The sequence below is a fragment of the Bradyrhizobium erythrophlei genome, from assembly GCF_900142985.1.
Lineage (GTDB): Bacteria > Pseudomonadota > Alphaproteobacteria > Rhizobiales > Xanthobacteraceae > Bradyrhizobium > Bradyrhizobium erythrophlei_B.
This window is the reverse complement of the sequence record NZ_LT670849.1, coordinates 2,001,822-2,025,019: the sequence shown is the minus strand read 5'-3', so window position 1 is coordinate 2,025,019 and position 23,198 is coordinate 2,001,822. Positions and strand designations below refer to the sequence as shown.

The window sequence follows — 23,198 nt, the reverse complement described above, 5'->3', positions numbered from 1 at the left end:
CGGTTCGAACGATCGAGGAGGACGTGTGAGCAAATTAACCCTTGCTGGTTTGAGCGATCGGGTCGGGCAGGAACTCGGTGTCTCCGAGTGGGTCACGATAGATCAGCCGCGTATCGACACGTTTGCCTCGTGCACAGGCGATCGCCAATGGATTCATGTCGACGTCGAAAGGGCGAAGCGCGAATCTCCTTTCCGCGGTCCGGTCGCACATGGATATCTGGCGCTCGCCATGGTGGCGCCGCTTTCGATGGAGGTCGGCGTTATCCCCAAGGACGCCGCGGCCGGCCTCAATTACGGGATCGACAAGGTCCGCTTTCTCGCCCCAGTGCCTGCCGGCGCGCGCGTGAGGCTGCGCGTCGTGCTCAGCGGGATCGAGCCGAGGGAAGGCGGGCAGGTGATCATGAAGACCCAGAATACGCTGGAGGTCGAGGGGTCGGAAAAGCCTGCATTGATCGCTGAAACCCTGGCGCTCCTGATCCCCGCATCGGGAGCAAATCGGCCATGAGCTCCGAACCGCGTGAACCGTCACCGCTCACTGAAGGGATCTCCGAAACTGCATCCCGCAATACGCTGGCGCTCAATCCGCTTGTCGGCATCCGAGGCCAGGATCTGATCGATAGCGCGGGCGTTCTGTTCAAGGCGGTCGTCAATGAACCGAAGGTGGCTACCGAGCAATGGCTCTCGTTTCTCGGAGAGCTCGGCTCCATCGTGGCCGGCAAGTCGGAGCGTGCGCCGAAAGCGGGCGACAAGCGATTTATCGACGCCACCTGGAAAGAGAGTGCGCTTCACAGTGGATTGCTCAAGGCCTATCTCGCCTGGGGCGATGCCGTCAGCGGTCTGGTCGACAAATCGAGCCTGAGCGAGATCGACAAGGCAAGGGCGCATCTGGTGACGGAAATCCTGATCGATGCCGTGGCTCCGACCAACGCAATCCTGACCAACCCGGCGGCGGTGCGCAAATTCGTGGATACCGGCGGCCGTAGCCTGTGGTCCGGGTTGAAGAACTATCTCGATGATCTCGCCAAGAACGGCGGGATGCCATCGATGGTGGATCAGAGTGGCTTCAAGGTCGGCGAGACGCTCGCGACCACACCGGGCGCCGTGGTCTTCCGCAACGAATTGCTGGAGCTCATCCAATATACGCCGACGACGCTGAACGTTCGAAAGCGGCCGCTCGTCATTACGCCGCCGCAGATCAACAAGTACTACGCACTCGATCTCTCTCCCGACAAAAGCATGGTCCGTTTTCTGCTCGACAGCGGCATTCAGGTGTTTTGCGTGAGCTGGCGCAATCCCACGGTGGCGCATCGTGAATGGGGCCTCGATACCTATGTCGCCGCGCTTGATGAAGCTGTCGATGTCGCGCGGGACCTGACCGCTAGCGACGACATTTCGATGATGGGATCCTGCTCCGGAGGCATCACCTCGACGGCCTATCTCGCGACGCTCGGTAGCGCGGCACATCAAAAGATCAGGAACATGGTGCTTGCGGTCTGCCTGCTCGATCCGAATACCGCCGATGAAAGTGCGTTCGGCTGCCTGATGACGCCGGAGACGATGCGCGCGGCCAAGGAAGCCTCGCGGCTGCGGGGCATGGTGGACGGCCACGAACTGGCGCGCATGTTCGCGTGGATGCGGCCGAACGACCTGGTCTGGAACTATTGGGTCAACAATTACCTGCTCGGCAATCAACCGCCGGCCTTCGATATTCTCTACTGGAATGCCGATACGACCCGGTTGCCGGCCGCTTTGCATGGCGACTATCTCGATCTCTATTTCACCAATCCATTCGTCAATGCCGGAAAGCTCGCGCTCAACGGCGAGACGATCGACATGAGCAAGATCAAGGCCGATAGCTACGTCGTCGCTGGCGTAACCGACCACATCACGCCCTGGAAGGGCGTGCACAAGACCGCTCAGATTATGGGCGAGGGAACGACGTTCGTGTTGTCGAACAGCGGCCATCTCCAGAGTCTTCTCAATCCGCCGACCAATCAGAGGGCATCCTTCATGATCGGGACGGTCAACCCATCCGGTCCGGACGCGTTCGTGGCCGCGGCCGAGAAGCGCAAGGGAAGCTGGTGGCTCGACTGGCGCGATTGGCTGCTGGCGCGATCGGGCGAAGAGGTTGCGGCGCCGGCCTCGCTTGGCAGCGAACGCCATCCCGTCCTCGCCGCTGCTCCGGGGACCTACGTCTTTGAGTGATGATCGCCAGAGAACGAACGAGGGGGCAAGCCCGGAGATCGAGACGCGGCAAATCGCGATCAACGGTCAGTTGCTTCAGGTCGCCATCCGGCACGGCGGCGGCAGCGGGCCGCCGCTATTGCTGTTCAACGGGATCGGCGCCAATTGGGAGTTGGCGAGGCCGTTCCTGCAAGCACTGACGCGCACGACGGCCATCATCTTTGATGTGCCCGGCGTCGGCGGCTCGCCGAGGTCGCTGCTGCCGTATCGGCCATCGACGCTGGCGCGGCTTGCCGCCGCTCTTGTTGCGGAGCTTGGCTACGCGGAGATCGACGTCGCCGGCGTGTCCTGGGGCGGCGGAATCGCGCAGCAGTTCGCGCATCAATATCCAAGGCTGTGCCGGCGGCTGGTGCTTGCGGCTACTGCCCCCGGTGTCACCATGGTGCCGGGCGGCCCTTCGGTACTTTGGAAGATGCTGACGCCGCGCCGCTATACCGACAAGGAATACATGAACCGGATTGCGGCGGACCTCTACGGAGGCGCCTTTCGCAGCGACACGTCACTGATTGGCCGGCACGCGGCCACGATGCATGGCGCGCGCAACCTCGGCTACTTCTATCAGCTTCTTGCCGTCGCGGGCTGGACCAGCCTGCCGTGGCTGTGGTCGCTGCCGCAGCCGACGCTCATCTTGATGGGCAGCGACGATCCATTGGTCCCTGCGATCAACGGCCACATCCTGAAGGCTCTGATTCCGAACGCCGAGCTTCAGATGATCGATGACGGCCACCTGTTCATCGTGACCAGGCCTGAGGAAACCGCTGGCTTGATCGAGGCCTTCCTGGCTGATGCGAGCAGGCAGGTCGAGCCATCGTCTCCGCTCTCCCGGATGGCTGGCTGGGTTGGAGGGCTCGTTCCGGCGTTTGGCAGACGTCGCGGCGCCCAGGCGCCGCAAGGAAATGGTGATGCAGGCCGCATGACCTAGCGCGGGGAGGAGCCGATGGGAACTGATCAGAAAAAAATGGCCGGAAGGGCGGACTATGCGCCGCCTCCGGTCGACGGCGACTTCTACCGCATTGCTGCCGTCCTGAGCGATAGCGAGCGGGCGCTGCTCAAACGCGTTCGCGAGTTCACGGAGGGCGTGGTCGCGCCCGTCATCGAAGATTACTGGAACCGGGATGCATTCCCCTTTGAGATCATCCCGAAGATAGCCGAAGTCGGCATCGGTGGGGTGGGCTACCAGGGATACGGCGCTGCCGGCGGCAGTTGGTTGCTGAACGGCCTTGTCGCGATGGAATTGGCGCGCGTCGATTCGTCGGTCGCGACGTTCTGGGGTGTGCACACCGGCCTTTCCGCCGGATCGATCTATCTTTGCGGGGATGAGCGGCAGAAGCAGCGCTGGCTGCCGCCGATGATGCGCTTCGAGAAAATCGGTTCGTTCGGTCTGACCGAACCGCTGGTGGGATCGGCGACATCGGGCGGAATGACGACCTCATGCCGCCGCGACGGCGACAGTTGGATCCTCAACGGGCAGAAGAAGTGGATCGGCAATTCCACCTTCGCCGATATCAACGTGATCTGGGCGCGCGAGGAAGGCTCAAACCAGGTCAAGGGCTTTGTGGTGGGAAAGGACAATCCCGGTTTTTCCGTCGAAAAGATCAAGACCAAGATGGCCTTCCGGGTCGTACAGAATGGCCTGATCACTCTCAACGGCTGCCGCGTACCGGAAGCCGACCGTCTGCAAAACGCCAACTCGTTCAAGGACACGGCAAAGGTTTTGAGAATGACACGCACCGGCGTGGCGTGGTTCGCCGTCGGCTGCCAGATGGGCGCCTACGAACATGCACTGCGCTATGCGACGCAGCGCGTTCAATTCGGAAAACCGATCGGCGGCTTTCAGCTCGTGCAGGATTTGCTGGTGCGCATGCTGGGCAACGTCACATCGACCCAGGCGATGATGCTGCGTCTTGCCCAGCTTCAGGACGAAGGCGTGATGCGCGACGAGCATGCATCGCTCGCGAAAGCGTTCTGCACCGTCAAGTGCCGCGAAACCGTTGGCTATGCCCGCGAATTACTCGGCGGCAACGGCATCTTGCTCGAGAACCATATCGGACGCTTCGTCGCCGATGCCGAAGCGATCTACTCTTACGAGGGTACCAGGGAAATGAACACGTTGATCGTCGGCAAGGCCATTACGGGATTGAGCGCTTTCGTGTGACGTCAGGTTCGAATGGCCTGGATGTGCTGGCTTTCGCAGGTGCTCCGACTGCTGCACACCTTTAAGGCTTCGACACCGCTGATATGCTGGCGGCGAAGCTGGTCGTCCGTCTTGAAGACGGCAACGACGGCGGGCCGCAATAGTCCCGATTTTCGAGAAGCGCATGCCGCGCGCGCCCTGATGCGTTGGCCGCGTGTCCAAGCGAAGGCGTCTTTCATGATCAGAATTGCTTTGCCGGCCATATTGGCTCTGGTCCTTGGAGGAAGTGGGACATCATTGGCTCAACCGTCACCCGATCCGCGCGTCGCGGATCTGGTGCAGTCCGGCGCGCTGCGAATTGGGCTTGGTCTTGGCAGCTCAACCACGGCAACAAGAAATCCGGCAACGGGCGAGGTCAAGGGACCGGCGTTGGAACTGGGCCGTGCGCTCGCCGCGCGAATTGGAGTCAAACCTGTGTCCATCGAATATCCGAGACCCGGCGCGGTGATTGATGGCCTGCGTGCTAACGCCTGGGATGTCTCGATCCTCCTTGTCGACCCGGTGCGTGCAGAGCAGGTGGATTTTTCGAATCCATTCGTGCAAAGCGATCTCACCTACCTGGTGCCCGCCGGGTCCACCATCCAAAGCGTCGCGGACGCGGACCAAGCGGGGATCCGTATCGCCGTCGCGCGCGGCGATACATCGGATCTGGTTCTGACGCGCGCGTTCGATCGGGCTGAATTGGTCCGGACGGACAGCATTGCCGCTGCCGTTGCACTGCTCCGGAGCGGAGCCGCCAACGCAGTCGCATTGAACCGCCCCAGCCTGATCGCCGAATCCGTGGCACTCCCAGGTTCGCGCGTTCTGAGCGACGGTTTTGCCGAGATCTACTCCGCGATGGCCATACCCAAAGGACATGCCGGTTGGCTCGCCTACATCAACGAGTTCATTGAGGACGCGAAAGCCTCCGGCCTTGTGAACCGCATGATCGAAACATTGGCGATGCAGGGGGTTCGGGCCGCTCCACCCGGAGGCCCGGCCAACGCAAGCAGATAACGGCGCGGTCGACCGCGTCTGGTCCGCCGGTTTCTACGTCGAAGACAGCGTCGTTTGCATCTGCGCCTCAGACTCCTGCGGCGTCACGTCGTGGATCCGATCGGTGCGGATCGTCGACGCTGCAAATCGAAGCAGCCCCCGCACCGACAATTCCAGCACGACCTCGTGATGCTTGAGGCCCTTGCCACCCTTGACCGGCCCGAGGTCTCGAATGAGGCAGAAGCGCCCGTTGCTCATTCGAGCTAGTCTAGAATGCACAAAGCGACTCATGAGGTGCGAGCATGCATCAAGCGGCGAGCGCGTCAATTCTTGACAGCGGCGCGATTGGGTGCCCGGTTTTTTCGAGAATCAATCGCGGCGGCAGCTAGGTCAACGGAAATGCCGCGCAGCCATCGACATCGATCGATATCCCAACCGCTGTGCCCGGCGGCAGATGAATCATCGCCTGATCACCGCTCGAGCGTACCAACAACAGATCGCCGCTACAGGCGCGGCAGGCGATCTGAAGATCGACGTGGCCGCCATGATAGGTCTGCGCCACGATCTGGCCGGCCATGGTGCCGGCTTCGCCGGGTGCGCCGAGACGAAGGCGCTCCGGCCTGACAAACAAGTCAACCGGCGTCGAGGCGCGCGCCCCGGAGAGAAGTTCAGCGGGAACGCTGATGTGCACGCCGCCGATCGCGATCACGGCGTCAGCCGCCGCGACGCTGACGAGTTCGCCGCGCAAGCGGTTGGTGTCGCCGACAAAGGAGGCTACGAAGCGGTCGGCCGGCCGGCGATACACCTCGAGCGGCGTGCCGAGCTGGCGGATCTTGCCTTCCGACATCACAGCCATCCGGTCCGACAGGCTCAGCGCTTCGCTCTGGTCGTGGGTGACGAAGATCGTGGTCAGGCCGAGCTTGCGCTGGATGTCGCGAAGTTCGATCTGCATCGAAGCGCGCAGGTTCTTGTCGAGCGCCGAAAAAGGTTCATCGAGCAGCAATACGGTCGGGTTGATGACGAGCGCACGCGCCAACGCGACGCGCTGCTGCTGACCGCCCGACAGCTGTTTCGGCTTGCGATCGTCCATGCCAGTAAGCTTGACCAGCGCCAGCGCATCGGTCACGCGCTTGCGGATTTCCCGCCGCGGCACGTGACGCGCCTTCAGGCCGTAGGCGATGTTCTCGGCGACGCTCATGTGCGGAAACAGCGCGTAATTCTGGAACATCATGCCGATTTCGCGCTTGTAGGTCGGCACGTCGTTGACCAGCTTCCCGCCAATCGAAACCGAGCCGCTGTCGGGCCCTAGGAAACCGGCGGCGAGTTTCAGGAGCGTGGTCTTGCCGCAGCCGGATGGCCCGAGCAGGGTCATGAATTCGCCGCGGGGAATCGCCAGCGACACATTGTCGAGCGCTCTCACCTCGCCAAAGCTCTTGGTCACCTGATCGAAGGTGACCGCGGCATCCTTTGCCTTTGTCGGGGCCGGTGTCGTCATGATGCTCCGTCAGTGGCTCTGTTCGATGTTGAGCACCTTGCCGAGACCGAGAAAACGGTTGGCGAAGGCGATCAGCGCGGCGGTACCGACGATATACATCACCGACAGCGCCGCCATCGAGGGATCGGCGAATTCGCGGACATAATTGTACATCGCGACCGGCAGGGTCTGCGTCCGCTGCGACGTCACAAACAGCGACGCCGTGAATTCGTTGAACGACAGGATCGCGGCAAACAGCCAGCCGCTGACGAGGCCCGGCAGCAGCAGCGGCACCGTGACGGTCAGCAGCACGCGCAGCGGCGTGGCGCCGAGGCTGGCAGCGGCGAGTTCATAGCTGGGGTCGAGATTGCGCAGCGACACGTACACGCTGCGCAGCACGAATGGCAGCACCAGAATGACGTGACACACGACGACGACGGCAAAGCCGCGGCTCCAGCCGATCTGGGCGGCCAGGATCAGAAAGCCGAGGCCAACGGTGAAATGCGGGATCACGAGCGGCGATACCAATATGCCCTCGATGGCTCCCTTGAGTGCGAACTGATAACGATCGATCACGAATGCGAACATCGCTCCAACAACGAGCGCGATTGACGAACTCCAGGCGGTGACGATGAGCCCGTTCTGGAATCCGGCGCGGAAATCCGGATAGGCCAGCGCGCGCTCGAACCATCGCCACGACCACGCCTGTGGCGGGAACGACAGAATGGCCTTGTCGTTGAAGGCCGCGATCGTCACGACCGCGGCGGGGAGGATCAGAAAGCCCAGGATCAGGATAACGACGAGCCAGCCGGCACAGCCGAGCAGGCGCTGATAGGTCGAGCGCGGCGTCATCTTTTAATGCGCTCCGATATTCTTGAACGGGCGCGAGGCGAGCCCGAGCAGCGACAGCACCGCGATCGTCAGCGCCAGGCCCGCGACGCAGAGCGCGGCAGCGAACGGAAAATTGAAGCTCGACAGGCCAAGCTGATAGACCAGGTTCGAGACCATATTGACGCGGCCGCCGCCGATCATTTGCGGCGTGGCGAACGCCGAGAACGTCCAGGCAAATGCCGTGGTCACCCCGGCAATGACGCCGGGCATCGACAGCGGCAGCGTCACCGTCAGAAAGGCGCGGATCGGGCCGGCGCCGAGGCTTTCCGCCGCGCGCTGGTAGTCGCGGTCGATGTGCGACAGGCCGGCCGCCAGCATGATCACCATCACCGGCAGAGTCACGTGCACCAGCGCGACCACGACGCCGAACGTCGTGAACATGAACTGGATCGGTTGTTCGATCAGGCCGAGCCCGCGCAGGGTTGCATTGATGAAACCGTTGTTTCCAAGGACGATGATCCACGAATAGGTGCGTACCACCTCGCCGAGAAACAGCGGCGTGACGACGATTACCAGCAGTGCCGATTTGATCCAGGGACGTTCGATCTGCACCAGCGCATAAGCGAGGGGATAGCCGACCAGGAGCGTGACGATCGCCGTCAACGCGCAGATCAAAACCGTGTCCAGGAATACCCGCGCATAAAGCGGCTTCACGAGGTCGAGGAAATTGACGAGCGTGAAGCCGCCGGGATCGAGCGAGCCGGGGATATAGGCCCGAAGGCTATATTGCAGCACCGCCACCATGGCCGCGACGAAGCCGACCGCGCAAAGCACCGCCGGCATCGTAAAGATGCGGAAAAAAGGCCGCTGGTTCATGATGGCTTTAGGATGCGCCCGGTCAGTTCATGATGTTTTCGGCAAACCATTTGCGCCATTCGGCGGTCTTCTCCGAGCGCAGTTTGGCGTCGATGTTGATCTGCTGCTTCCATTGTTCGGCGGTCGTGAAGACACCGGGCAACTTCGCGATTTCGGGATCGAGCTTGGCGTTGAGCACCGCCGGGCTGCCTTTTTTCAGCCGGGCGATCTCGGCCTGGATTTCCGGATCGTACAGCGTGTTGATGAACTTGTAGGCCAGGTCGGCCTTTTTCGAGCCCTTCATGATGGCGACGGTGTCGATTCCGAGCACCGCGCCTTCCTTCGGCATCGCCAGCGTGATCGGCACCCCTTGGCCGATCATGTAATAGGCATTCATCGAGAGCACGATCTGCAAGGGCGTCTCGCCGCTGGCCAGCAATTGCTGGCTGTTGGCGTCGTTGGTGTAGAAGGCCTTGAAGTTCGGCTTCAGCGCCTTGAGTTTATCCTCGCCCTTCTCCCAATGCGCGGCGTCGGCGCCGGACAGCATGGCGGAGACGGCGATGATATGGCTCGGGTCGAAGTCGGGCGCCGCGAGCTTGGCCTTCAGCTCCGGCTTCCAGAGATCGTTCCAGCTCTCGAACTTGGCGTCTTTCAAGAGGTCCGCGCGGTAGCCGATGGTGTAGACATAGGCCCAGGCGCCGAGGTGATAGGGGCTGATCCGCGCTTCCTCGGCAAGGTTCTTGGTGTTCGGAATTTTCGACGTGTCGAGGGTCTCGAACAGGCCATCGTTGGCGTAAAGCCAGCCGACATGTGACGTCGTGAACGTGATGTCGCTTTCGGGATTGCCCTTGGCGAGCTTTTCCTTGTTAAGGCGGTCGATGGTGCCGCCGGTCACGAAATCGACCGGCACGCCGGTCTCCACGGTGAACTTCTTGGCTACCGTCTCGGCGATCAGGTCGCGCCAGCTCCCGCCCCAGATGCTGACCACGAGTTTGTCCTGCGCGTGGGCGGGGACGGAAAGAAGCAAAACAAACACAGCTAGCCAGAAACGACGCATGTCAAATTCCTCTCGCGACGCGCTTTTGCGCATCGTCAGATACTTCCCGGCACCGGCAAGTCTGCACCATTACGCGGCAGCCGACAACGGCGCAGGCTAGTGCCCACTTTCCGAAGTTCGTACTCCACCTCAGCGCCCACCTTTTACGAACTTCGGAAAGACATGGGCACTAGCAAACTCATTGATTCTAGTACCGCTTTGTCGATCTGAAGTCCCTGATCGAATTCGCCGCTTGTTATACAGGGACTTCAGATCGGCGGTACTAGCCTTGTTGTCGACAAGCAGGACCGTCGCCGTTAAGTTCGCCGCAAGGTTGGTTGATTCAGCCGCTAGTGGAGCGGATTTGACATTCGCTAAGCGTTGGTCGCGCGTTCCACAAGCGAATGTCAAATCCTAAAGCTCCACTAGAAACCGATATTTGCTAGTGGTCCTTTGATTCTAACATTTGTAAAAGTGCCTGCCGAGAAGGGTACAAATGTTAGAATCGGACCACTAGAGCGGGTGGGAGGAATGGTTTGAGCGGTGTGCTTGCGGCGCAGGGGGATGCGCATCGGCCGTCGGACGTGCTGAACACGCTGAAGCGGCTGGGTTTCGGCGCCGTGGTGTCGGTGCCAGACGGCTGGCTCGGCAAGATCCTGATTCGGATCGAGCATGAGCCGACGATGCGGCTGGTGCGCGCGACCCACGAAGAGGAGGCGCTCGCGATCGCCTGCGGCCTGCGGCTTGGCGGCGTCCGCACCGCGCTGCTGGTCCAGAATGCTGGCGTACTCAGCATGGGCGCCGGCATGGTATCACTGGCGCAGCGTTATCAGTTTCCGCTGCTGATGCTGGTATCCTATCGCGGCACGCCGGACGATCCGGTCTTCTATCACGTGCCCAAGGGCCGGGCGACTGAGCCGGTGTTTCGCGGCGTCGGTTTGAGCTACGCCTGTGTCGATCGCCATCGACCGATCGGCCCGCAGGTCGAGCACGCCGCGACCTTTGCCGAAGAGGCCTCCTGTCCGTTTGCGCTTTTGTTGTCGCGGGAAGATATCCAATGGTGAACGTTGCGACCTCACGCCCGACCCGGGCCGACTATTACCGGGTGTTGGCCGACAACCTGCCGCCGCAGGCGCTGGTCGTGACTTCGCTCGGCAACGCGTCCTACCTCTGGGCGAAAGTGCATGAAGCGCCGGAAAATTTCTATTTCGAGGACGCCATGGGCCTGGCGCTGCCGCTGTCGCTCGGGCTTGCGATCGCCCAGCCGAACCGGCCGGTGATCGTGGTCGAAGGTGACGGTGGGTTGTTGATGCATATGGGCGCGCTGGTCACGGTTGGCGCCGTCAATCCCGCCAATCTGACGGTGCTCATCGTCCAGAACGGCGTCCATGCCGCCTCGGGCGGCCAGGCGTTGACCAATGCGGCGCTGGATCTCGCGCAACTCGCGCGCGCTTCCGGGATTGCCTCGAGCGAGAACATCGACAAGCCGCAATCGCTTGCCGACAAATTGCGTGGCAGGGCTGCGCGCAATGGCGCTGAATGCCTCGTGCTCGCAACCGAGCCCGACCTCGATGTCGTCCGGCCGCCGGCCAGCTTCGATCCGCTATTGAGCAAGCATCGCTTGCAGGCCGCGATCGGCGCGCCGCGTTATGTCCACGCCGTGTTCGGCGGCGGCAAGCTCGAAGGCGCCTGAGCCGGCTCCGTACGCGCAGAAATTTTTCAATATCCGAATCCGGAGGACCTGAAACCATGGCCATCACCGATCGACGAACCGTGCTTCAGGCGGCCGCAGCGCTTCCGTTGGCGACGGCTGCGAACGCTGCCTTTGCGCAAACACCGGGCGGCACTGCTGCGGCTCCAGCCAAGCCCGCGCCAAAGGATGTGACGCGAGAGCTCGCGCATTACATCGTCACGTCCAGCTACGACGACCTTCCCGCCAATGTTCGCAAAGAAGGCGTGCGGACGTTTCTGAACTGGGTTGGGGTCGCGATCGGCGGCTCGCGTCACCAGACCGTCGATATTGCGGTGGCTGCGCTCACGCCGTTCTCGGGACCAGCGCAGGCTTCGCTGTTCGGGCGACGCGAGCGGTTCGACATCATGAACGCCGCCTTTCTCAACGGCGTGTCGAGCCACATCTTCGACTATGACGACACGCATTTGAAGACGATCATTCATCCGGCGGGCCCGGTCGCATCCGCAATCATCGCGCTGTCGGAATTGCAGCCGGTGTCGGGCAAGGATTTCCTCAATGCGCTGGTGCTCGGCGTCGAGACCGAATGCCGGATCGGAAACGCGGTCTATCCAAACCACTATGACGTCGGCTGGCATATCACCGGCACCGCCGGCGTGTTCGGCTCAGCCGCGGCCGTCGGCAAGCTGCTGAAGCTCAACGAGCAGCAGATGGTCTGGGCGCTAGGGCTCGCCGCCTCACAGCCGGTCGGCTTGCGCGAGTCCTTCGGCTCGATGAACAAGAGCTTCAATCCCGGCCGCGCTGCCTCCAACGGCATTTTTGCGGCGATGCTTGCGTCGAAGAACTTCACCTCCTCCGACGGCATGATCGAGGCCAAGCGTGGCTGGGCCAATACGATCAGCACAAAACAGGACTACAACGAGATCCTTGGCGATCTCGGCAAGCGCTACGAGGCAGCGCTCAACACCTACAAGCCGTTCGCCTGCGGAATCGTGATGCACCCGGCGATCGACGCGGCGGTGCAGTTGCGCAACGAGAACAAGCTGACGGCCGATCAAATTGAACGTGTCGATCTGAAGGTCCATCCGCTGGTGATCGAGCTCACGGGCAAGAAGAACATTCGCGAGGGTCTCGAGGGAAAATTCAGCATCTATCACGCGGTCGCGGTCGCGCTGGTCGAAGGTGCCGGCGGTGAAAAGCAATTCAGCGACCGGGCGGTGAAGGATCCGACCATCGCCGCGCTGCGGGCCAAGGTGAATCCGGTGGTCACGCCCGGCATCGATGCCGCGCAGGTCGACATGACGATTGTCCTGAAGGACGGCCGGCAGCTTCATCGCTACATCGAGCATGCCATCGGCAGCATCGAGAAGCCGATGACCGACCAGCAGCTCGAGGTGAAATTCACCGACCTTGCCGATGGCATCATCCCGGCGCCCATGATCCGGCGCGTCATGGACGCCTGCTGGAATGTCGAGAGCCTGCCGAACGCGGCCGAGATCGCGAAGATGTCAGTTTCGGCCTAAGCGACCCCTTCGCTAGTGGAGTGGATTTGAGATTCGCTACCGACCTAGCCGCGAGTCCGGAAAGCGAATGTCAAATCCAAAACTCCACTAGATAACTATATTTGCTAGTGGTCCTTTGATTCCAACATTTGCAAAAGTGACTGCTGAGAAGGGATGCAAATGTTAGAATCGGACCACTAGCTGACGCCGTATTTCTGGAACAGGTCGGCTGCGAATTTCAGTCCGAGCCCTGCTCCTGACGGCACCGCGATTTCGCCGTTGACCGGAATCGGTGGGTTCTCGAACAGGCGCCAGGTCCATGGCATGTATTCGACCACCAGCCCGTTCGGTATGGCGGCGATCAGGTGGACATGGATTTCCGGCAGCAGGTGACTGGCCACGGGCTTGTTGAAGGCCTCCGCCATGCCGGCGACCTTCATCCACTGCGTCACGCCGCCGACCCGCAGCAGATCGATCATTGTGATATCGCTCGCGTGGTGCGCCAGCGCCTGCCGGTGCGGCTCGATGCCCCAGAGATATTCGCCGGCGCAGACCGGCGTTGCCAGCGCATCGGCGATCTTCGCGTGCCCCTGATGATCGTCGCACGTGGTCGGGTCTTCAAGCCATCCGAGCCGGAGATCTTCGATTTGATGGCCGATCGAAATTACTTCGGCGACGCTCCAGCGCTGATTGATATCGACCATCAGGTTGACATCTGGCCCGACCGCGTCGCGCACCAGCCGGATGCGCTCGATTTCCTGCACCGGCGTGAGCCCTGCCACGGCCATCTGGGTCTTGATCTGCCGATAACCCTTCTCGACCAGCGCGGCGGCGGCGCGTTGCAGCTTGTCGGTCGGCGTCGTGCGCGACAGCGCGCCGCTGGCGTAGGCCGGCACCTTGTCGCGTACGCCGCCCAATAACCGCGCCAGCGGAACGTTGAAGGCCTTGCCGCGGATGTCCCACAACGCGGTGTCGATCGCGGAAATCGCCAGCATGGCGATGCCGGAACCGCAGGATGCCGACGCGGCCCGCATTTTTGCGGTCACCTGTTCGACGCGTAACGGATCCTCGCCCTTGATCACCTCGCCAAGCTCTTCGAGCGCGGCGCGCAGTGAGCGCACGAGTTTGCCGCCGAACGCAGTGACGCCGATGCCTTCGAGCCCATCGTCGGTCTGCACCTGTACCGTGAAGAATTCGCGCATCATCCCGACCATGAAGGGCGCGCCGACCAATGGCTCTTCTTCCGGCAGGCGGACGAAGTTGACCTTGACTTGTTGGATCTTCATCTTGTTCTCCGCTTCACGCCACGGTCAGTTTGTCCAGAATGGTCGGATCGGGATCGATGCCGAGGCCGGGTCCTTGCGGCACGGCCAGATGCCCGTCCACCGGTTCGTACCAATTCCCGAATGGACTTTCAGTCAGGTCGCAATACAGCCGTTCGACCACGGGCGCGCGCGCGAGCGCCGCAACCACGTGCGCGGTCGCGATCAGGCCGGGACCGAAATAGGCCGAGTGCGGCGCGACCGCGACGCCACCCGTATTGGCGGCGGCGATGATGTCCCGCATGATCGAAATGCCGCCGATCTTGGCGACGCTTGGCTGGATATAGTCGACGGCCCGGCTCTGGATCAGCCGCGCAAAATCGGTGGGCGTGAGAACATTTTCGCCGATGGCGACAGGGACGCCGGCCGCACTGACCTGCCGCGCGGCTTCGAAATCTTCCAGCGGCCAAACCGGCTCCTCGATCCATTTCAGGCCGAGTTCGCGCAATGGCGCGACCGCGGACAAGGCTTCGTCAAGCGTCCATGGCGCATTGACGTCCACCATCAACGAGCCGCCATTGTGCCGCCGCAACAATTGCGCCGCGGCCGTGATCTCGGCGCGTCCGGTTTCGTGCACCTTGAGTTCGCCGTAGCCGCGCTCCAGCGCCTGCTCGCAGGTGCGGACGACGACGTCGGTCTCGCCGTACTTCAAGAGACTGGCATAGGCTGGAAGCTTGGCGCGCGGTGCGCCGCCGAGCAGTTGATAGATCGGCAAATTCTTCGATTTTCCGAGAATGTCCCAGAGCGCGATATCCAGACCCGACAGCGCATACATCACCGGGCCGGCGCGCCCGACGCCATGCACGTGGTAGATCAGCTTTTTCATCAGCGCGGGAATCTCGGCGGGGTCTGCGCCGATGCAAACGGGCGCGATCAGGTTCTCCAGCAGCGATTTGACGGCCGGCCAGATCCGGTGCGGGAACGCTTCGCCCCATCCGGTGATCCCCTCGTCGGTCTCGACCTTGACCAGCACCGTTTCGAACGCCTGACGCCGCTCGCCGGCGAATTTCGGCGTGGAACCGCCGGGTTTGAGCTGCTGGCGATAAACGACAGCGGATACCCGCGTGATTTTCATGACGAACCCGACCTCACGCCTCGCTCCCCATCTGGCCAGTTATTGTTCATGCGCCTGACGCTGCCTATGATGGGCAAGGCGAAAGACACCGGCCGTTACAACGATAAGAGCCGTGACCAGATCGGGAGGTCAAGATGCCCAGGAGCAAGGGTGACCGGCGTTTGGACAGGCGTCATGCCATCGTCACCATGGCGGGTGGCGTGAGCCTTGTTGCCGCGCCCGCGATCGTTCGCGCGCAAGCGCCTCTCGCAGTCAATTTCGTCCAGCAGCGCGGCTTGATGTATCTGCCCGTCGACATGATGGTCACCGGCGGCGTGCTTCAGCAGGAGGCCAGCAAGCTCGGTCTCGGCAAGGTCGAGGCCACTGCAAGAGCACTGAGCGGTCCGGCGGCAATCACGGATGCGTTGCTGTCGGGTTCGGCTCAGTATGGCGCAGCCGCGCTGCCCTCATTATTGACGCTCTGGGACAAGACTCACGGTACGCCCAACGAGGTCAGGGCCGTCGGCACCATGTCGAACGGCGCTATGGTGCTTTACACCATCAATCCCAACGTCAAGACGATTGCCGATTTCACCGAGAAGGATCGCATTGCGGTGCCCTCGGTGCGCATATCCTTCAATGCCATGATGCTGGAAATGGCGGCGGAGAAATTGTGGAATGATCCGCATCGTCTCGATCACCTGACGGTCGGCCTCGGCCACGCGGACGCGGTCGCAGCACTTTCGGCAGGCTACGGCACCGCAACGATCACCGCGCATATCGCGGTGCAGCCTTTCACGGACCGCGGCCTCAAGCTGCCGGGCGCTCATGTCGTAGCCGACAGTCGCGAGGTGTTCGGCGGTCCGCTGACGCAAGTCAGTTTGCTTGCCACCAAGCAGACGAGAGACAAGAACCCGACCTTGTTCAAGGCTGTGGGCAACGCGCTGGAAGCCTCGATCAAAATGTGCAGCGCGGACAAGGACGCTGCCGCGGTGCTCTGGAAGAAGGCTCAGAATGCCTCGGAGAGTATCGACGAACTACGCGCCTTGCTTGACGATCCCGGTTTCGAGTTCACCTCGCAGCCGCATCGCATTGCCTATTTCGCAGCGTTCCTTAACCGCATCGGCAGCATGAAGTCGAAAGTCGGCGACTGGAAGGAACTGTTCTGGGAAACCGCCTACGGTCAGCAAGGCGATTGAGCGTCCTTCTCGTCAGTGAACGATGTCCTGTCGGCCGGTAATCGCCATCAGCGTGCCCGTCATCGTCGCCACGAGTTTTTCCTTGCCCCCCTCGATCGCGAGCGCGCGTGCTTCGCAGATCGTCAGCGTTCGCCCGGGCTTGACGACATGGCCACGGAAAATGAAGCGCTCGCCCTTGGCCGGCGCCAGCAGATTGGTCTTGAACTCGACCGTGAGCACCGCGGCCTCCGCCGGCATCAGGGAGAACGCCGCGTAGCCGCAGGCGCTGTCCAGCGCCGTGGTGATGATGCCAGCATGCATGAAGCCATGTTGCTGCGTGTAAGCGGGATTGGGTGGCATGGTGAGGTGGACTTCACCAGGTTCGAGATGAGCGATTTCGATTCCGAGCGTTGCCATGACCTGCTGCCGTGCGAAGCTCGCGCGCACGCGCTCCCTGAAATCCGGATCCTGTGCCTGAAACATCTTGCCTTCCTGCCCGACAATTGCACCGCTGCAAGGCATATAGCCATGGGGACCAGTTGATCGGAAGAGTATTGTGGCCGAAGCTGGAAGCGCAGACGCGGCGACCAAAGGAGATGTTGAGGTGCGCTTGATAAATGTCGCGGCGGGCCAGTTGGGACCGATCGCCAGAGCTGAGACGCGGACGCAAGTGGTGGCTCGCCTGTCGGCCTTGATGCGTCAGGCGCGCGAATGCGGATGCGATCTGATCGTTTATCCCGAACTGGCGCTGACGACGTTCTTTCCGCGCTGGTTCATGGAGGATCAGGCCGAGATCGACCACTTCTTCGAGCGCGAGATGCCGGGACCGGAGACGCGGCCCTTGTTCGATCTTGCCCGCGAACTCGGCATCGGTTTTTACCTCGGTTACGGCGAACTGACGTCTGAGGGTGGTGTCATCAATCGCTACAACTCGTCCATTCTCGTCGACAAGAGCGGCGCGATCGTCGCCAAATACCGCAAGGTCCACTTGCCGGGTCATGCCGAACACGAGCCGTACCGCCGATTTCAGCATCTGGAGAAGCGCTATTTCGAACCTGGCGATCGCTTCGACGTGGTCGAGGCGTTCGGCGGCGTGATGGGGATGGCGATCTGCAATGATCGCCGTTGGCCTGAAACTTATCGGGTCATGGGGCTTCAGGGCGTCGAGATGGTGATGATCGGTTACAACACGCCGGTGCATAATCCACCGGCGCCGGAACACGACGATCTCTCGCTGTTCCACAATCAGCTCGTGATGCAGGCCGGCGCCTATCAGAACGGCACCTGGGTGGTCGGCGTTGCGAAAGCCGGCGTGGAGGAAGGCGTCGACCAGATCGGCGGCAGCTGCATCATCGCGCCGTCAGGCGAAGTCGTTGCCGCCTGCACGACCAAAGGCGACGAAATCGCGCTGGCGCGTTGCGATCTCGATCTTTGCAATTCCTATAAGCGGACCACTTTCAATTTCGATGTTCATCGTCAGCCTCAGGCGTATCGGATGATCGTCGAGCGGAAGGGACGAAATCTCATGGCGGACGGAACGCCGGCGCGACCCGGCAAGTAATGGCCGCGAGTTATTTCCAGCCGCCCAATCGCGCGTCAGCCAGAGGCAAAACTTCCGGCACCGGGCTTTTTATGTATTAAAAAGAATAACAATATCAATGCGAAGTAATCTTTTGCATGCAGCATACAAAATGTCGTTGCTGCTACCCCCGCCTTGCCGCAGACTTCCGCCTCAGCCGATAGGGGGAGATCGTCAATGACGACGATCGCGCGAAGATGACAAGGAAGGCTCGCGCAAGGATCTGCCGGCATTGGGGGGAGAGCCATGAGTGATCAGGTCATTGCTGCCGCAGGCGCCGTCAAACCGACCAGTGTGCGCTGGAAGATCTTTTTCCTGCTGCTGTTTCTGGTTTCGGTGAACTATATCGATCGCGCCTCGCTCTCGGTCGCGATGCCGCTGATCTCGAAGGAATTCGATATCGATCCGGCCTGGCAGGGGCTGATCCTCAGTTCGTTCTTCTGGACCTACGCCTTCATGCAGGTGCCGGGCGGCATGCTGGCCGACCGCTTCAAGCCGAGAATCGTGGTGGCGCTGGCAACGGTGTTTTGGGGCGCGTTCCAGGCAATCGCGGCGCTGTCGACGAACTGGTTCGTCTTGCTGCTGACGCGGCTCGGCCTCGGCGCTTCGGAAGCACCGATCTATCCGGCCGGCGGCAAGCTCAACGGGCTCTGGATGACGCAGACCGAACGCGGTCGCGGCGCGACATTGCTCGATGGCGGAGCGCCGCTTGGCGCCGCGCTCGGTTCGATCGTGATCGCCTGGCTGATCGCTGCGTTCAATTCCTGGCGCATGGCCTTTGTGATCGCCGGCGTCGGCACCATCCTGTGCGGCCTGTGGGCCTGGTATTACATCCGCAACTCGCCGCGCGAGCATCCGTCCGTCAACGAAGCGGAGGCGCGCTATATCGAAGAGGCGCATGCGCTCGAGGATGCGGCTTCGACGCCTTCGTCGGGCGGAAGCTGGGTTGATTATTTCAAGTTCCGCTCGGTCTGGTGCATGTGCCTGGGCTGGTTCTTCTTCAATGTGACCTTCTATGGCCTGCTGACCTGGATGCCGACCTATCTGTTCAAGGTGCACAACCTCGACATCAAGTCGCTCGGCAATACGTCCTTCATCATCTTTTTTGCCGGATTCGTCGGCGAATTGATCGGTGGCTGGATCGGCGATCGCTGGCGCGAGGGCGGCGGCTCGCCGAATCTCGTCTACCGCACGCTGTTTGCGATTGCCGCGATCATGGTGACGGTCTCGATCTTCCTTGTCGCCTATACGTCGGACGCGGTTCTGGTCGTGGCGCTATTGTCTTCGACGCTGTTCTTCCTGCGCTGGTGCGGCATGTATTGGGTCATTCCGGCGGCGCTGGCCGGCCGGGAAAAGGCCGGTTTCCTCGGCGGCTGCATGAATCTCGGCGGCAATATCGCCGGCATCACCACGCCGATCATCGTCGGTTTCATCGTGCAGGCGACCGGCTCCTACTTCCTGGCGATGATGTATTTCACGTTCGCCGGCGTTGCGCTGTTGGTCTGTTCGACCCTGATCGACTACAGCCGCCGCCTGCCGGTGTGAGCGGAACAGGCTTGAAGGAAACGCCATGACCCGGCTCGGCATGCTCACGCCCTCGTCGAACACGGCGCTCGAGCCGGTCACCTATGCCATGCTTTCCGGCGTCGAGGGCGTCTCCGTGCATGCCTCGCGCTTCCGGGTGACGGAGATCGCGCTGTCGGAATCCGCGAAAGCCCAGTTCGACCACAGCGAAATTTTGCGCGCGGCAGAACTGCTTGCCCATGCCAAGGTTGACGTCATCGCCTGGAACGGGACGTCTGCCAGCTGGCTCGGTTTCGATCGCGATGAACGGCTGTGCGAACGTATCACGGAAGCCACCGGCATCCGCGCCTGCACCACGGTGCTCGCCTATCGCGATCTGTTTCGACAGCTACCAGCCGCGCGCATCGGGCTGGTGTCACCCTATACGGCCGATGTGCAGGACCGCATCATGGCCGTCTGGGGTTCGCAGGGGTTGAACTGCGTCGCCGAGCGGCATTTGTCGCTTGCCGATAATTTCTCCTTTGCCGACGTGCCGGAGGCCGAGGTGGCGCGCATGATCGAGGAGGTCGTGCGGGATGGCGCCGATGCCGCTGTCGTGCTCTGCACCAACATGCGCGGCGCTGCGGTCGCCGAGCCACTGGAGCGAAAACTGGGCGCCGGCGTTTTCGATTCGATCGCCGTCACGCTGTGGGGATGCCTGATCGCCGCGGGTGTCGATCCATCCATCGTCCGGGGCTGGGGCAGCCTATTTGCCAACCAGAAGGTCTTGCCGTTCGCTTCCTCCGCACCACTGCGACATCATTCGTGAGCTGCCGTGACCACGACCAAGACAAAGCCTGACCGAAAAGAGCCAAGGCGCCGCCGCGGCGTCACCCCATTGCAACGGCGGGCCTTGCGCGTTCCCCGCGCCGGCCTCCACGAGCAGGCCGCCAACAAACTCCGTATCCTGATCGTGCGTGGCGATCTTGCGCCAGGCGAACCGCTGCTTGAAGTCGGCCTTTCGGAAGCGCTCGGCATTTCGCGCACGCCGCTGCGCGAAGCCTTGAAGCAACTCGCCGCCGAAGGCCTGGTCGAACTGCGGCTCAACCGCGGCGCGGTGGTAGCAGCACTCCGGCGTGACGAGTTGGCCGAACTATTCGAGGCCGTCGGCGCCATCGAACGATGCGCGGCGGAACTCGCCGCGATTCGTATGACGGAACAGAATGTCGACCGTCTCGAGGCGCTTCAGGCGCGAATCGAACGTCATCGTGAGCACGGCGAATTGCGCGATTATTTCGAAATCAACCAGCAGATCCACAGCACCATCGTCAGCTTTGCGCGCAACAGCGTGTTGAAGGCCTCGCATGACGCGCTGCTGGCGCGCGCCGAACGCGCCCGCTTCTTTGCGTTGGCGGCCGACGGCCGATGGGACGAGTCCGTACGCGAGCATCGGCAAATTCTTGGCGCGTTGAAGGCGCGCGATGCGGACCGGGCCGGGCGGTTGCTTGGCCAGCACGTTCGCCGCACCGGCGAGGCCGTGGCCGAGACGCTGACGAAGGAGAAAGTAACGCCGTGAAAATCCTCCTGCTCAATCCCAATACGACCGCGGAAGTGACCGAGCTGCTTTATGCTGCAGGTCACCGTGCCGCATCGCCGGGCACGGAGCTGGTGCCGATGACGGCCAAACGCGGCGTGCCGTATATTGCGACCCGCGCCGAAGCGCAGATCGGCGGTGCGATCGCATTGGAGATGCTTGCTGAGGCAGGTGCTGGCTTTGATGCGGCGATCATCGCCGCCTTCGGCGATCCCGGCCTGCTCGGCGCGCGCGAGCTGTTTTCATTTCCCGTCGTCGGTCTTGCGGAAGCCGCGATGCTGACGGCCTGTATGTTGGGACAGCGATTTTCCATTGTCACGTTTTCGCCTACGCTCGCGCCCTGGTATGACGAGTGCGTCGTGATGCATGGCCTGGAAACGCGCTGCACCGGCATTCGCGCGCTCGATGAATCCTTTCAATCGATCTCGGATGTCCAAGCCGAAAAAGAGGACGCGTTGGTGCGGCTGGCGAACCTCGCGGTCGAGCGAGATTATGCCGACGTCGTTATTCTTTCCGGCGCGCCGCTTGCCGGTCTCGCCGACAAGGTAAAGGATCGGATTCCGGTTCCCGTGATCGATCCCGTCGCGGCGGCGGTACGGCAGGCGGAAACGCTCGCCGTGCTGAAGCCGCTTAAAGCGCGCGCCGGTACCTTCCGCCGTCCCGGCCCAAAGCCGACGACAGGTCTCGCCGAGCCGTTGGCTGCCGTGATCGAGCACCGCGACGAAAAGCAAGGAGGAACGCGCTGATGCGGTTCGACACCATCATCCGCGGCGGCACGGTGGTCACCGCGGCCGATACGTTTTGCTGCGACGTCGGCATTGCCGACGGCAAGATCACGGCGCTCGGCAACGATCTCGGCACGGCGGCGACGATCATCGATGCGACCGGCCGGCTGGTGTTGCCCGGCGGCATCGACAGCCACGTCCACTTCGCCCAGCCCTCGGGCGACGGCATTGTCATGGCGGACGGCTTTGCCACCGGCACCCGCTCTGCGGCGTTCGGCGGCAACACCACGGTGTTGCCGTTTTGTCTTCAAGAGAAGGGACAGACGTTGCGCGAGGCGCTGAAGAAATATCATGCGCTGGCGGATGGCGAATGCCATGTCGACGTCTCCTTCCACCTCATCATCTCCGATCCGACCGAACACGTGCTGGGTCAGGAACTGCCGGCGCTGGTGGAAGACGGTTACACCTCCATGAAGGTCTTCATGACCTATGAGGGTCTGGCACTGTCGGACCGCGAGCTGCTCGAGACCATGTCGGTGGCGCGTGAAACCGGCGCGATGCTGATGGTGCACGCGGAGAATTTCGACGCCATCAAGTTTCTGACCGACCGGCTGGAGCGCGGCGGCAACATTGCCCCGCGCTTTCATGCGACGTCGCGGCCGATCCCGGTCGAACGGGAGGCGACGCATCGCGCGATCTCGCTGTCCGAGCTCGTCGACGTGCCGATCATGATCGTGCATGTGTCGAACCGCGAGGCGATGGAGGAAATCCGCCGCGCACAGCGGCGCGGGCTGAAAGTGCTGGGCGAGACCTGCCCGCAATATCTTGTGCTGACCGAGAAAGACCTCGACCAACTCAACATGGAAGGCGCCAAATATGTCTGCTCGCCGCCGCCGCGCGACGAGGCCAGCCAGAAGGCGTGCTGGGAAGGCCTTCAGCAAAAGGTGTTTTCGGTCTTCTCCTCCGACCACTGCCCGTTCCGCTACGACGATCCGCAAGGCAAGCTGGCGCCGAAGGGCCGCACCAGTTTTCGCTGGGTGCCGAACGGCATTCCGGGCGTGGCGACGCGGCTGCCGATCCTGTTTTCCGAAGGCGTGGTCAAGGGTCGTATCGATCTCAACAGTTTCGTCGCCTTCAGCGCGACCAACCACGCCAAGATTTACGGCCTCTATCCACGCAAGGGCACAATCGCGGTCGGGTCGGACGCCGACGTCGCGATCTGGGATCCGGAGCGCAAGCTCACCATTCGTCACGACCTGATCCATGACGGCTCGGACTATACGCCCTATGAGGGGATCGAAATCACCGGCTGGCCGGTATTGACCATGGTGCGCGGCCGGGTCGTGGTCGACGACGGCAAGCTTGTCGGCGCCAAGGGGCACGGCACTTACCTGCCGCGCAACAAACCGCCGAAGAACTTGGCCGTTTAGAGATCAACAAGA

Annotated in this window: 23 protein-coding genes; 15 read left to right on the top strand and 8 right to left on the bottom strand. The window is 62.1% G+C overall.

What is annotated here, in order from left to right; translation table 11 throughout:
- The first annotated feature begins 25 nt into the window (after positions 1-25).
- The 5 genes from BUA38_RS09500 to BUA38_RS09475 all read left to right on the top strand — a co-directional run bounded on the left by BUA38_RS09500 (position 26) and on the right by BUA38_RS09475 (position 5,434).
- Positions 26-505 carry a MaoC family dehydratase gene (locus tag BUA38_RS09500; RefSeq protein WP_072817697.1) on the top strand — a complete coding sequence of 160 codons (480 nt, stop codon included), beginning with the start codon at positions 26-28 and terminating at the stop codon, positions 503-505.
- Positions 502-2,205 carry an alpha/beta fold hydrolase gene (locus tag BUA38_RS09495; protein ID WP_072817696.1) on the top strand — a complete coding sequence of 568 codons (1,704 nt, stop codon included), beginning with the start codon at positions 502-504 and terminating at the stop codon, positions 2,203-2,205. The genes BUA38_RS09500 and BUA38_RS09495 overlap by 4 nt, the downstream gene beginning before the upstream one ends.
- Positions 2,198-3,166, top strand: a complete 969-nt coding sequence (gene phaZ, locus BUA38_RS09490) for a poly(3-hydroxyalkanoate) depolymerase (RefSeq protein ID WP_072817695.1) — start codon at positions 2,198-2,200, stop codon at positions 3,164-3,166. The genes BUA38_RS09495 and phaZ overlap by 8 nt, the downstream gene beginning before the upstream one ends.
- A 15-nt stretch (positions 3,167-3,181) precedes the next feature.
- Entirely contained in the window at positions 3,182-4,399 is a 1,218-nt protein-coding gene (locus BUA38_RS09485) for an acyl-CoA dehydrogenase family protein (protein WP_083587523.1), read from the top strand.
- Between the two features lie 216 nt (positions 4,400-4,615).
- Positions 4,616-5,434 carry a transporter substrate-binding domain-containing protein gene (locus BUA38_RS09475; protein WP_172806006.1) on the top strand — a complete coding sequence of 273 codons (819 nt, stop codon included), beginning with the start codon at positions 4,616-4,618 and terminating at the stop codon, positions 5,432-5,434.
- Positions 5,435-5,467: 33 nt separating this feature from the next.
- Here the strand turns inward: BUA38_RS09475 and BUA38_RS09470 are convergent, their stop codons facing one another.
- The 5 genes from BUA38_RS09470 to BUA38_RS09450 form a co-directional block, all read right to left on the bottom strand.
- Positions 5,468-5,671 carry a hypothetical protein gene (locus BUA38_RS09470; protein ID WP_072817692.1) on the bottom strand — a complete coding sequence of 68 codons (204 nt, stop codon included), beginning with the start codon at positions 5,669-5,671 and terminating at the stop codon, positions 5,468-5,470.
- Positions 5,672-5,798: 127 nt separating this feature from the next.
- Entirely contained in the window at positions 5,799-6,908 is a 1,110-nt protein-coding gene (locus tag BUA38_RS09465; protein WP_072817691.1) for an ABC transporter ATP-binding protein, read from the bottom strand.
- A 9-nt stretch (positions 6,909-6,917) separates the two neighbouring features.
- Entirely contained in the window at positions 6,918-7,739 is an 822-nt protein-coding gene (locus tag BUA38_RS09460; RefSeq protein WP_072817690.1) for an ABC transporter permease, read from the bottom strand.
- 3 nt (positions 7,740-7,742) lie between these two features.
- Positions 7,743-8,594, bottom strand: coding sequence for an ABC transporter permease (locus BUA38_RS09455; protein WP_072817689.1), 852 nt, complete (start codon positions 8,592-8,594; stop codon positions 7,743-7,745).
- A gap of 22 nt (positions 8,595-8,616) precedes the next feature.
- Positions 8,617-9,630: an ABC transporter substrate-binding protein gene (locus BUA38_RS09450; RefSeq protein WP_072825981.1), complete on the bottom strand. Its 1,014-nt coding sequence runs from the start codon at positions 9,628-9,630 to the stop codon at positions 8,617-8,619.
- A 524-nt stretch (positions 9,631-10,154) separates the two neighbouring features.
- Between BUA38_RS09450 and BUA38_RS09445 the strand changes: the two genes are divergently transcribed.
- Genes BUA38_RS09445 through BUA38_RS09435 form a run of 3 tightly spaced genes read left to right on the top strand, consistent with a single transcriptional unit; the run spans position 10,155 to position 12,822 of the window.
- Positions 10,155-10,673 carry a thiamine pyrophosphate-binding protein gene (locus tag BUA38_RS09445; RefSeq protein ID WP_244553297.1) on the top strand — a complete coding sequence of 173 codons (519 nt, stop codon included), beginning with the start codon at positions 10,155-10,157 and terminating at the stop codon, positions 10,671-10,673.
- On the top strand, positions 10,667-11,302 hold the full coding sequence (locus BUA38_RS09440) for a thiamine pyrophosphate-dependent enzyme (RefSeq protein WP_072817687.1): 636 nt from the start codon (positions 10,667-10,669) through the stop codon (positions 11,300-11,302). The genes BUA38_RS09445 and BUA38_RS09440 overlap by 7 nt, the downstream gene beginning before the upstream one ends.
- 56 nt (positions 11,303-11,358) lie before the next feature.
- The gene (locus tag BUA38_RS09435; protein WP_072817686.1) at positions 11,359-12,822 is read left to right on the top strand and encodes an MmgE/PrpD family protein; all 1,464 of its coding nucleotides are present in this window, start codon (positions 11,359-11,361) and stop codon (positions 12,820-12,822) included.
- Positions 12,823-12,998: 176 nt separating this feature from the next.
- Here BUA38_RS09435 and BUA38_RS09430 read toward each other — a convergent pair whose 3' ends face one another.
- Positions 12,999-14,087, bottom strand: a complete 1,089-nt coding sequence (locus BUA38_RS09430; protein ID WP_072817685.1) for a mandelate racemase/muconate lactonizing enzyme family protein — start codon at positions 14,085-14,087, stop codon at positions 12,999-13,001.
- 13 nt (positions 14,088-14,100) lie between these two features.
- The gene (locus tag BUA38_RS09425) at positions 14,101-15,198 is read right to left on the bottom strand and encodes a mandelate racemase/muconate lactonizing enzyme family protein (RefSeq protein WP_072817684.1); all 1,098 of its coding nucleotides are present in this window, start codon (positions 15,196-15,198) and stop codon (positions 14,101-14,103) included.
- 134 nt (positions 15,199-15,332) lie between these two features.
- On the opposite strand from BUA38_RS09425, the gene BUA38_RS09420 reads away from it, so the two are divergent.
- The gene (locus BUA38_RS09420) at positions 15,333-16,376 is read left to right on the top strand and encodes an ABC transporter substrate-binding protein (RefSeq protein ID WP_083587521.1); all 1,044 of its coding nucleotides are present in this window, start codon (positions 15,333-15,335) and stop codon (positions 16,374-16,376) included.
- A 12-nt stretch (positions 16,377-16,388) separates the two neighbouring features.
- On the opposite strand, the gene BUA38_RS09415 is transcribed toward BUA38_RS09420, so the two are convergent.
- Positions 16,389-16,838: a PaaI family thioesterase gene (locus BUA38_RS09415; protein ID WP_156898464.1), complete on the bottom strand. Its 450-nt coding sequence runs from the start codon at positions 16,836-16,838 to the stop codon at positions 16,389-16,391.
- 130 nt (positions 16,839-16,968) lie between these two features.
- Here BUA38_RS09415 and BUA38_RS09410 point away from each other — a divergent pair, with 130 nt between their 5' ends.
- From BUA38_RS09410 to hydA, 6 genes are all read left to right on the top strand, one after another.
- A complete protein-coding gene (locus BUA38_RS09410; RefSeq protein ID WP_083587956.1) occupies positions 16,969-17,916 on the top strand; it encodes an N-carbamoyl-D-amino-acid hydrolase in 948 nt (315 codons plus the stop codon).
- Positions 17,917-18,180: 264 nt separating this feature from the next.
- Positions 18,181-19,479 carry an MFS transporter gene (locus tag BUA38_RS09405; RefSeq protein WP_072817681.1) on the top strand — a complete coding sequence of 433 codons (1,299 nt, stop codon included), beginning with the start codon at positions 18,181-18,183 and terminating at the stop codon, positions 19,477-19,479.
- Positions 19,480-19,504: 25 nt separating this feature from the next.
- A complete protein-coding gene (locus BUA38_RS09400; protein WP_072817680.1) occupies positions 19,505-20,266 on the top strand; it encodes a maleate cis-trans isomerase family protein in 762 nt (253 codons plus the stop codon).
- 6 nt (positions 20,267-20,272) lie between these two features.
- Positions 20,273-21,013, top strand: coding sequence for a GntR family transcriptional regulator (locus tag BUA38_RS09395; protein WP_072817679.1), 741 nt, complete (start codon positions 20,273-20,275; stop codon positions 21,011-21,013).
- Entirely contained in the window at positions 21,010-21,777 is a 768-nt protein-coding gene (locus BUA38_RS09390; RefSeq protein WP_072817678.1) for an aspartate/glutamate racemase family protein, read from the top strand. Before BUA38_RS09395 ends, BUA38_RS09390 begins: the two co-directional genes overlap by 4 nt.
- A complete protein-coding gene (gene hydA / locus BUA38_RS09385) occupies positions 21,777-23,186 on the top strand; it encodes a dihydropyrimidinase (protein WP_072817677.1) in 1,410 nt (469 codons plus the stop codon). Before BUA38_RS09390 ends, hydA begins: the two co-directional genes overlap by 1 nt.
- Positions 23,187-23,198 lie beyond the last annotated feature (12 nt).

Coding starts and splice junctions, on each gene's coding strand:
- BUA38_RS09460 (WP_072817690.1), bottom strand. CDS start 7,739: ATGACGCCGCGCTCGACCTATCAGCGCCTGCTCGGCTGTGCCGGCTGG.
- BUA38_RS09425 (WP_072817684.1), bottom strand. CDS start 15,198: ATGAAAATCACGCGGGTATCCGCTGTCGTTTATCGCCAGCAGCTCAAA.
- BUA38_RS09420 (WP_083587521.1), top strand. CDS start 15,333: ATGCCCAGGAGCAAGGGTGACCGGCGTTTGGACAGGCGTCATGCCATC.
- BUA38_RS09435 (WP_072817686.1), top strand. CDS start 11,359: ATGGCCATCACCGATCGACGAACCGTGCTTCAGGCGGCCGCAGCGCTT.
- BUA38_RS09455 (WP_072817689.1), bottom strand. CDS start 8,594: ATGAACCAGCGGCCTTTTTTCCGCATCTTTACGATGCCGGCGGTGCTT.
- BUA38_RS09475 (WP_172806006.1), top strand. CDS start 4,616: ATGATCAGAATTGCTTTGCCGGCCATATTGGCTCTGGTCCTTGGAGGA.
- BUA38_RS09485 (WP_083587523.1), top strand. CDS start 3,182: ATGGGAACTGATCAGAAAAAAATGGCCGGAAGGGCGGACTATGCGCCG.
- BUA38_RS09465 (WP_072817691.1), bottom strand. CDS start 6,908: ATGACGACACCGGCCCCGACAAAGGCAAAGGATGCCGCGGTCACCTTC.
- BUA38_RS09415 (WP_156898464.1), bottom strand. CDS start 16,838: ATGTTTCAGGCACAGGATCCGGATTTCAGGGAGCGCGTGCGCGCGAGC.
- BUA38_RS09405 (WP_072817681.1), top strand. CDS start 18,181: ATGAGTGATCAGGTCATTGCTGCCGCAGGCGCCGTCAAACCGACCAGT.
- BUA38_RS09470 (WP_072817692.1), bottom strand. CDS start 5,671: ATGAGCAACGGGCGCTTCTGCCTCATTCGAGACCTCGGGCCGGTCAAG.
- BUA38_RS09440 (WP_072817687.1), top strand. CDS start 10,667: ATGGTGAACGTTGCGACCTCACGCCCGACCCGGGCCGACTATTACCGG.
- BUA38_RS09495 (WP_072817696.1), top strand. CDS start 502: ATGAGCTCCGAACCGCGTGAACCGTCACCGCTCACTGAAGGGATCTCC.
- BUA38_RS09430 (WP_072817685.1), bottom strand. CDS start 14,087: ATGAAGATCCAACAAGTCAAGGTCAACTTCGTCCGCCTGCCGGAAGAA.
- hydA (WP_072817677.1), top strand. CDS start 21,777: ATGCGGTTCGACACCATCATCCGCGGCGGCACGGTGGTCACCGCGGCC.
- BUA38_RS09450 (WP_072825981.1), bottom strand. CDS start 9,630: ATGCGTCGTTTCTGGCTAGCTGTGTTTGTTTTGCTTCTTTCCGTCCCC.
- BUA38_RS09400 (WP_072817680.1), top strand. CDS start 19,505: ATGACCCGGCTCGGCATGCTCACGCCCTCGTCGAACACGGCGCTCGAG.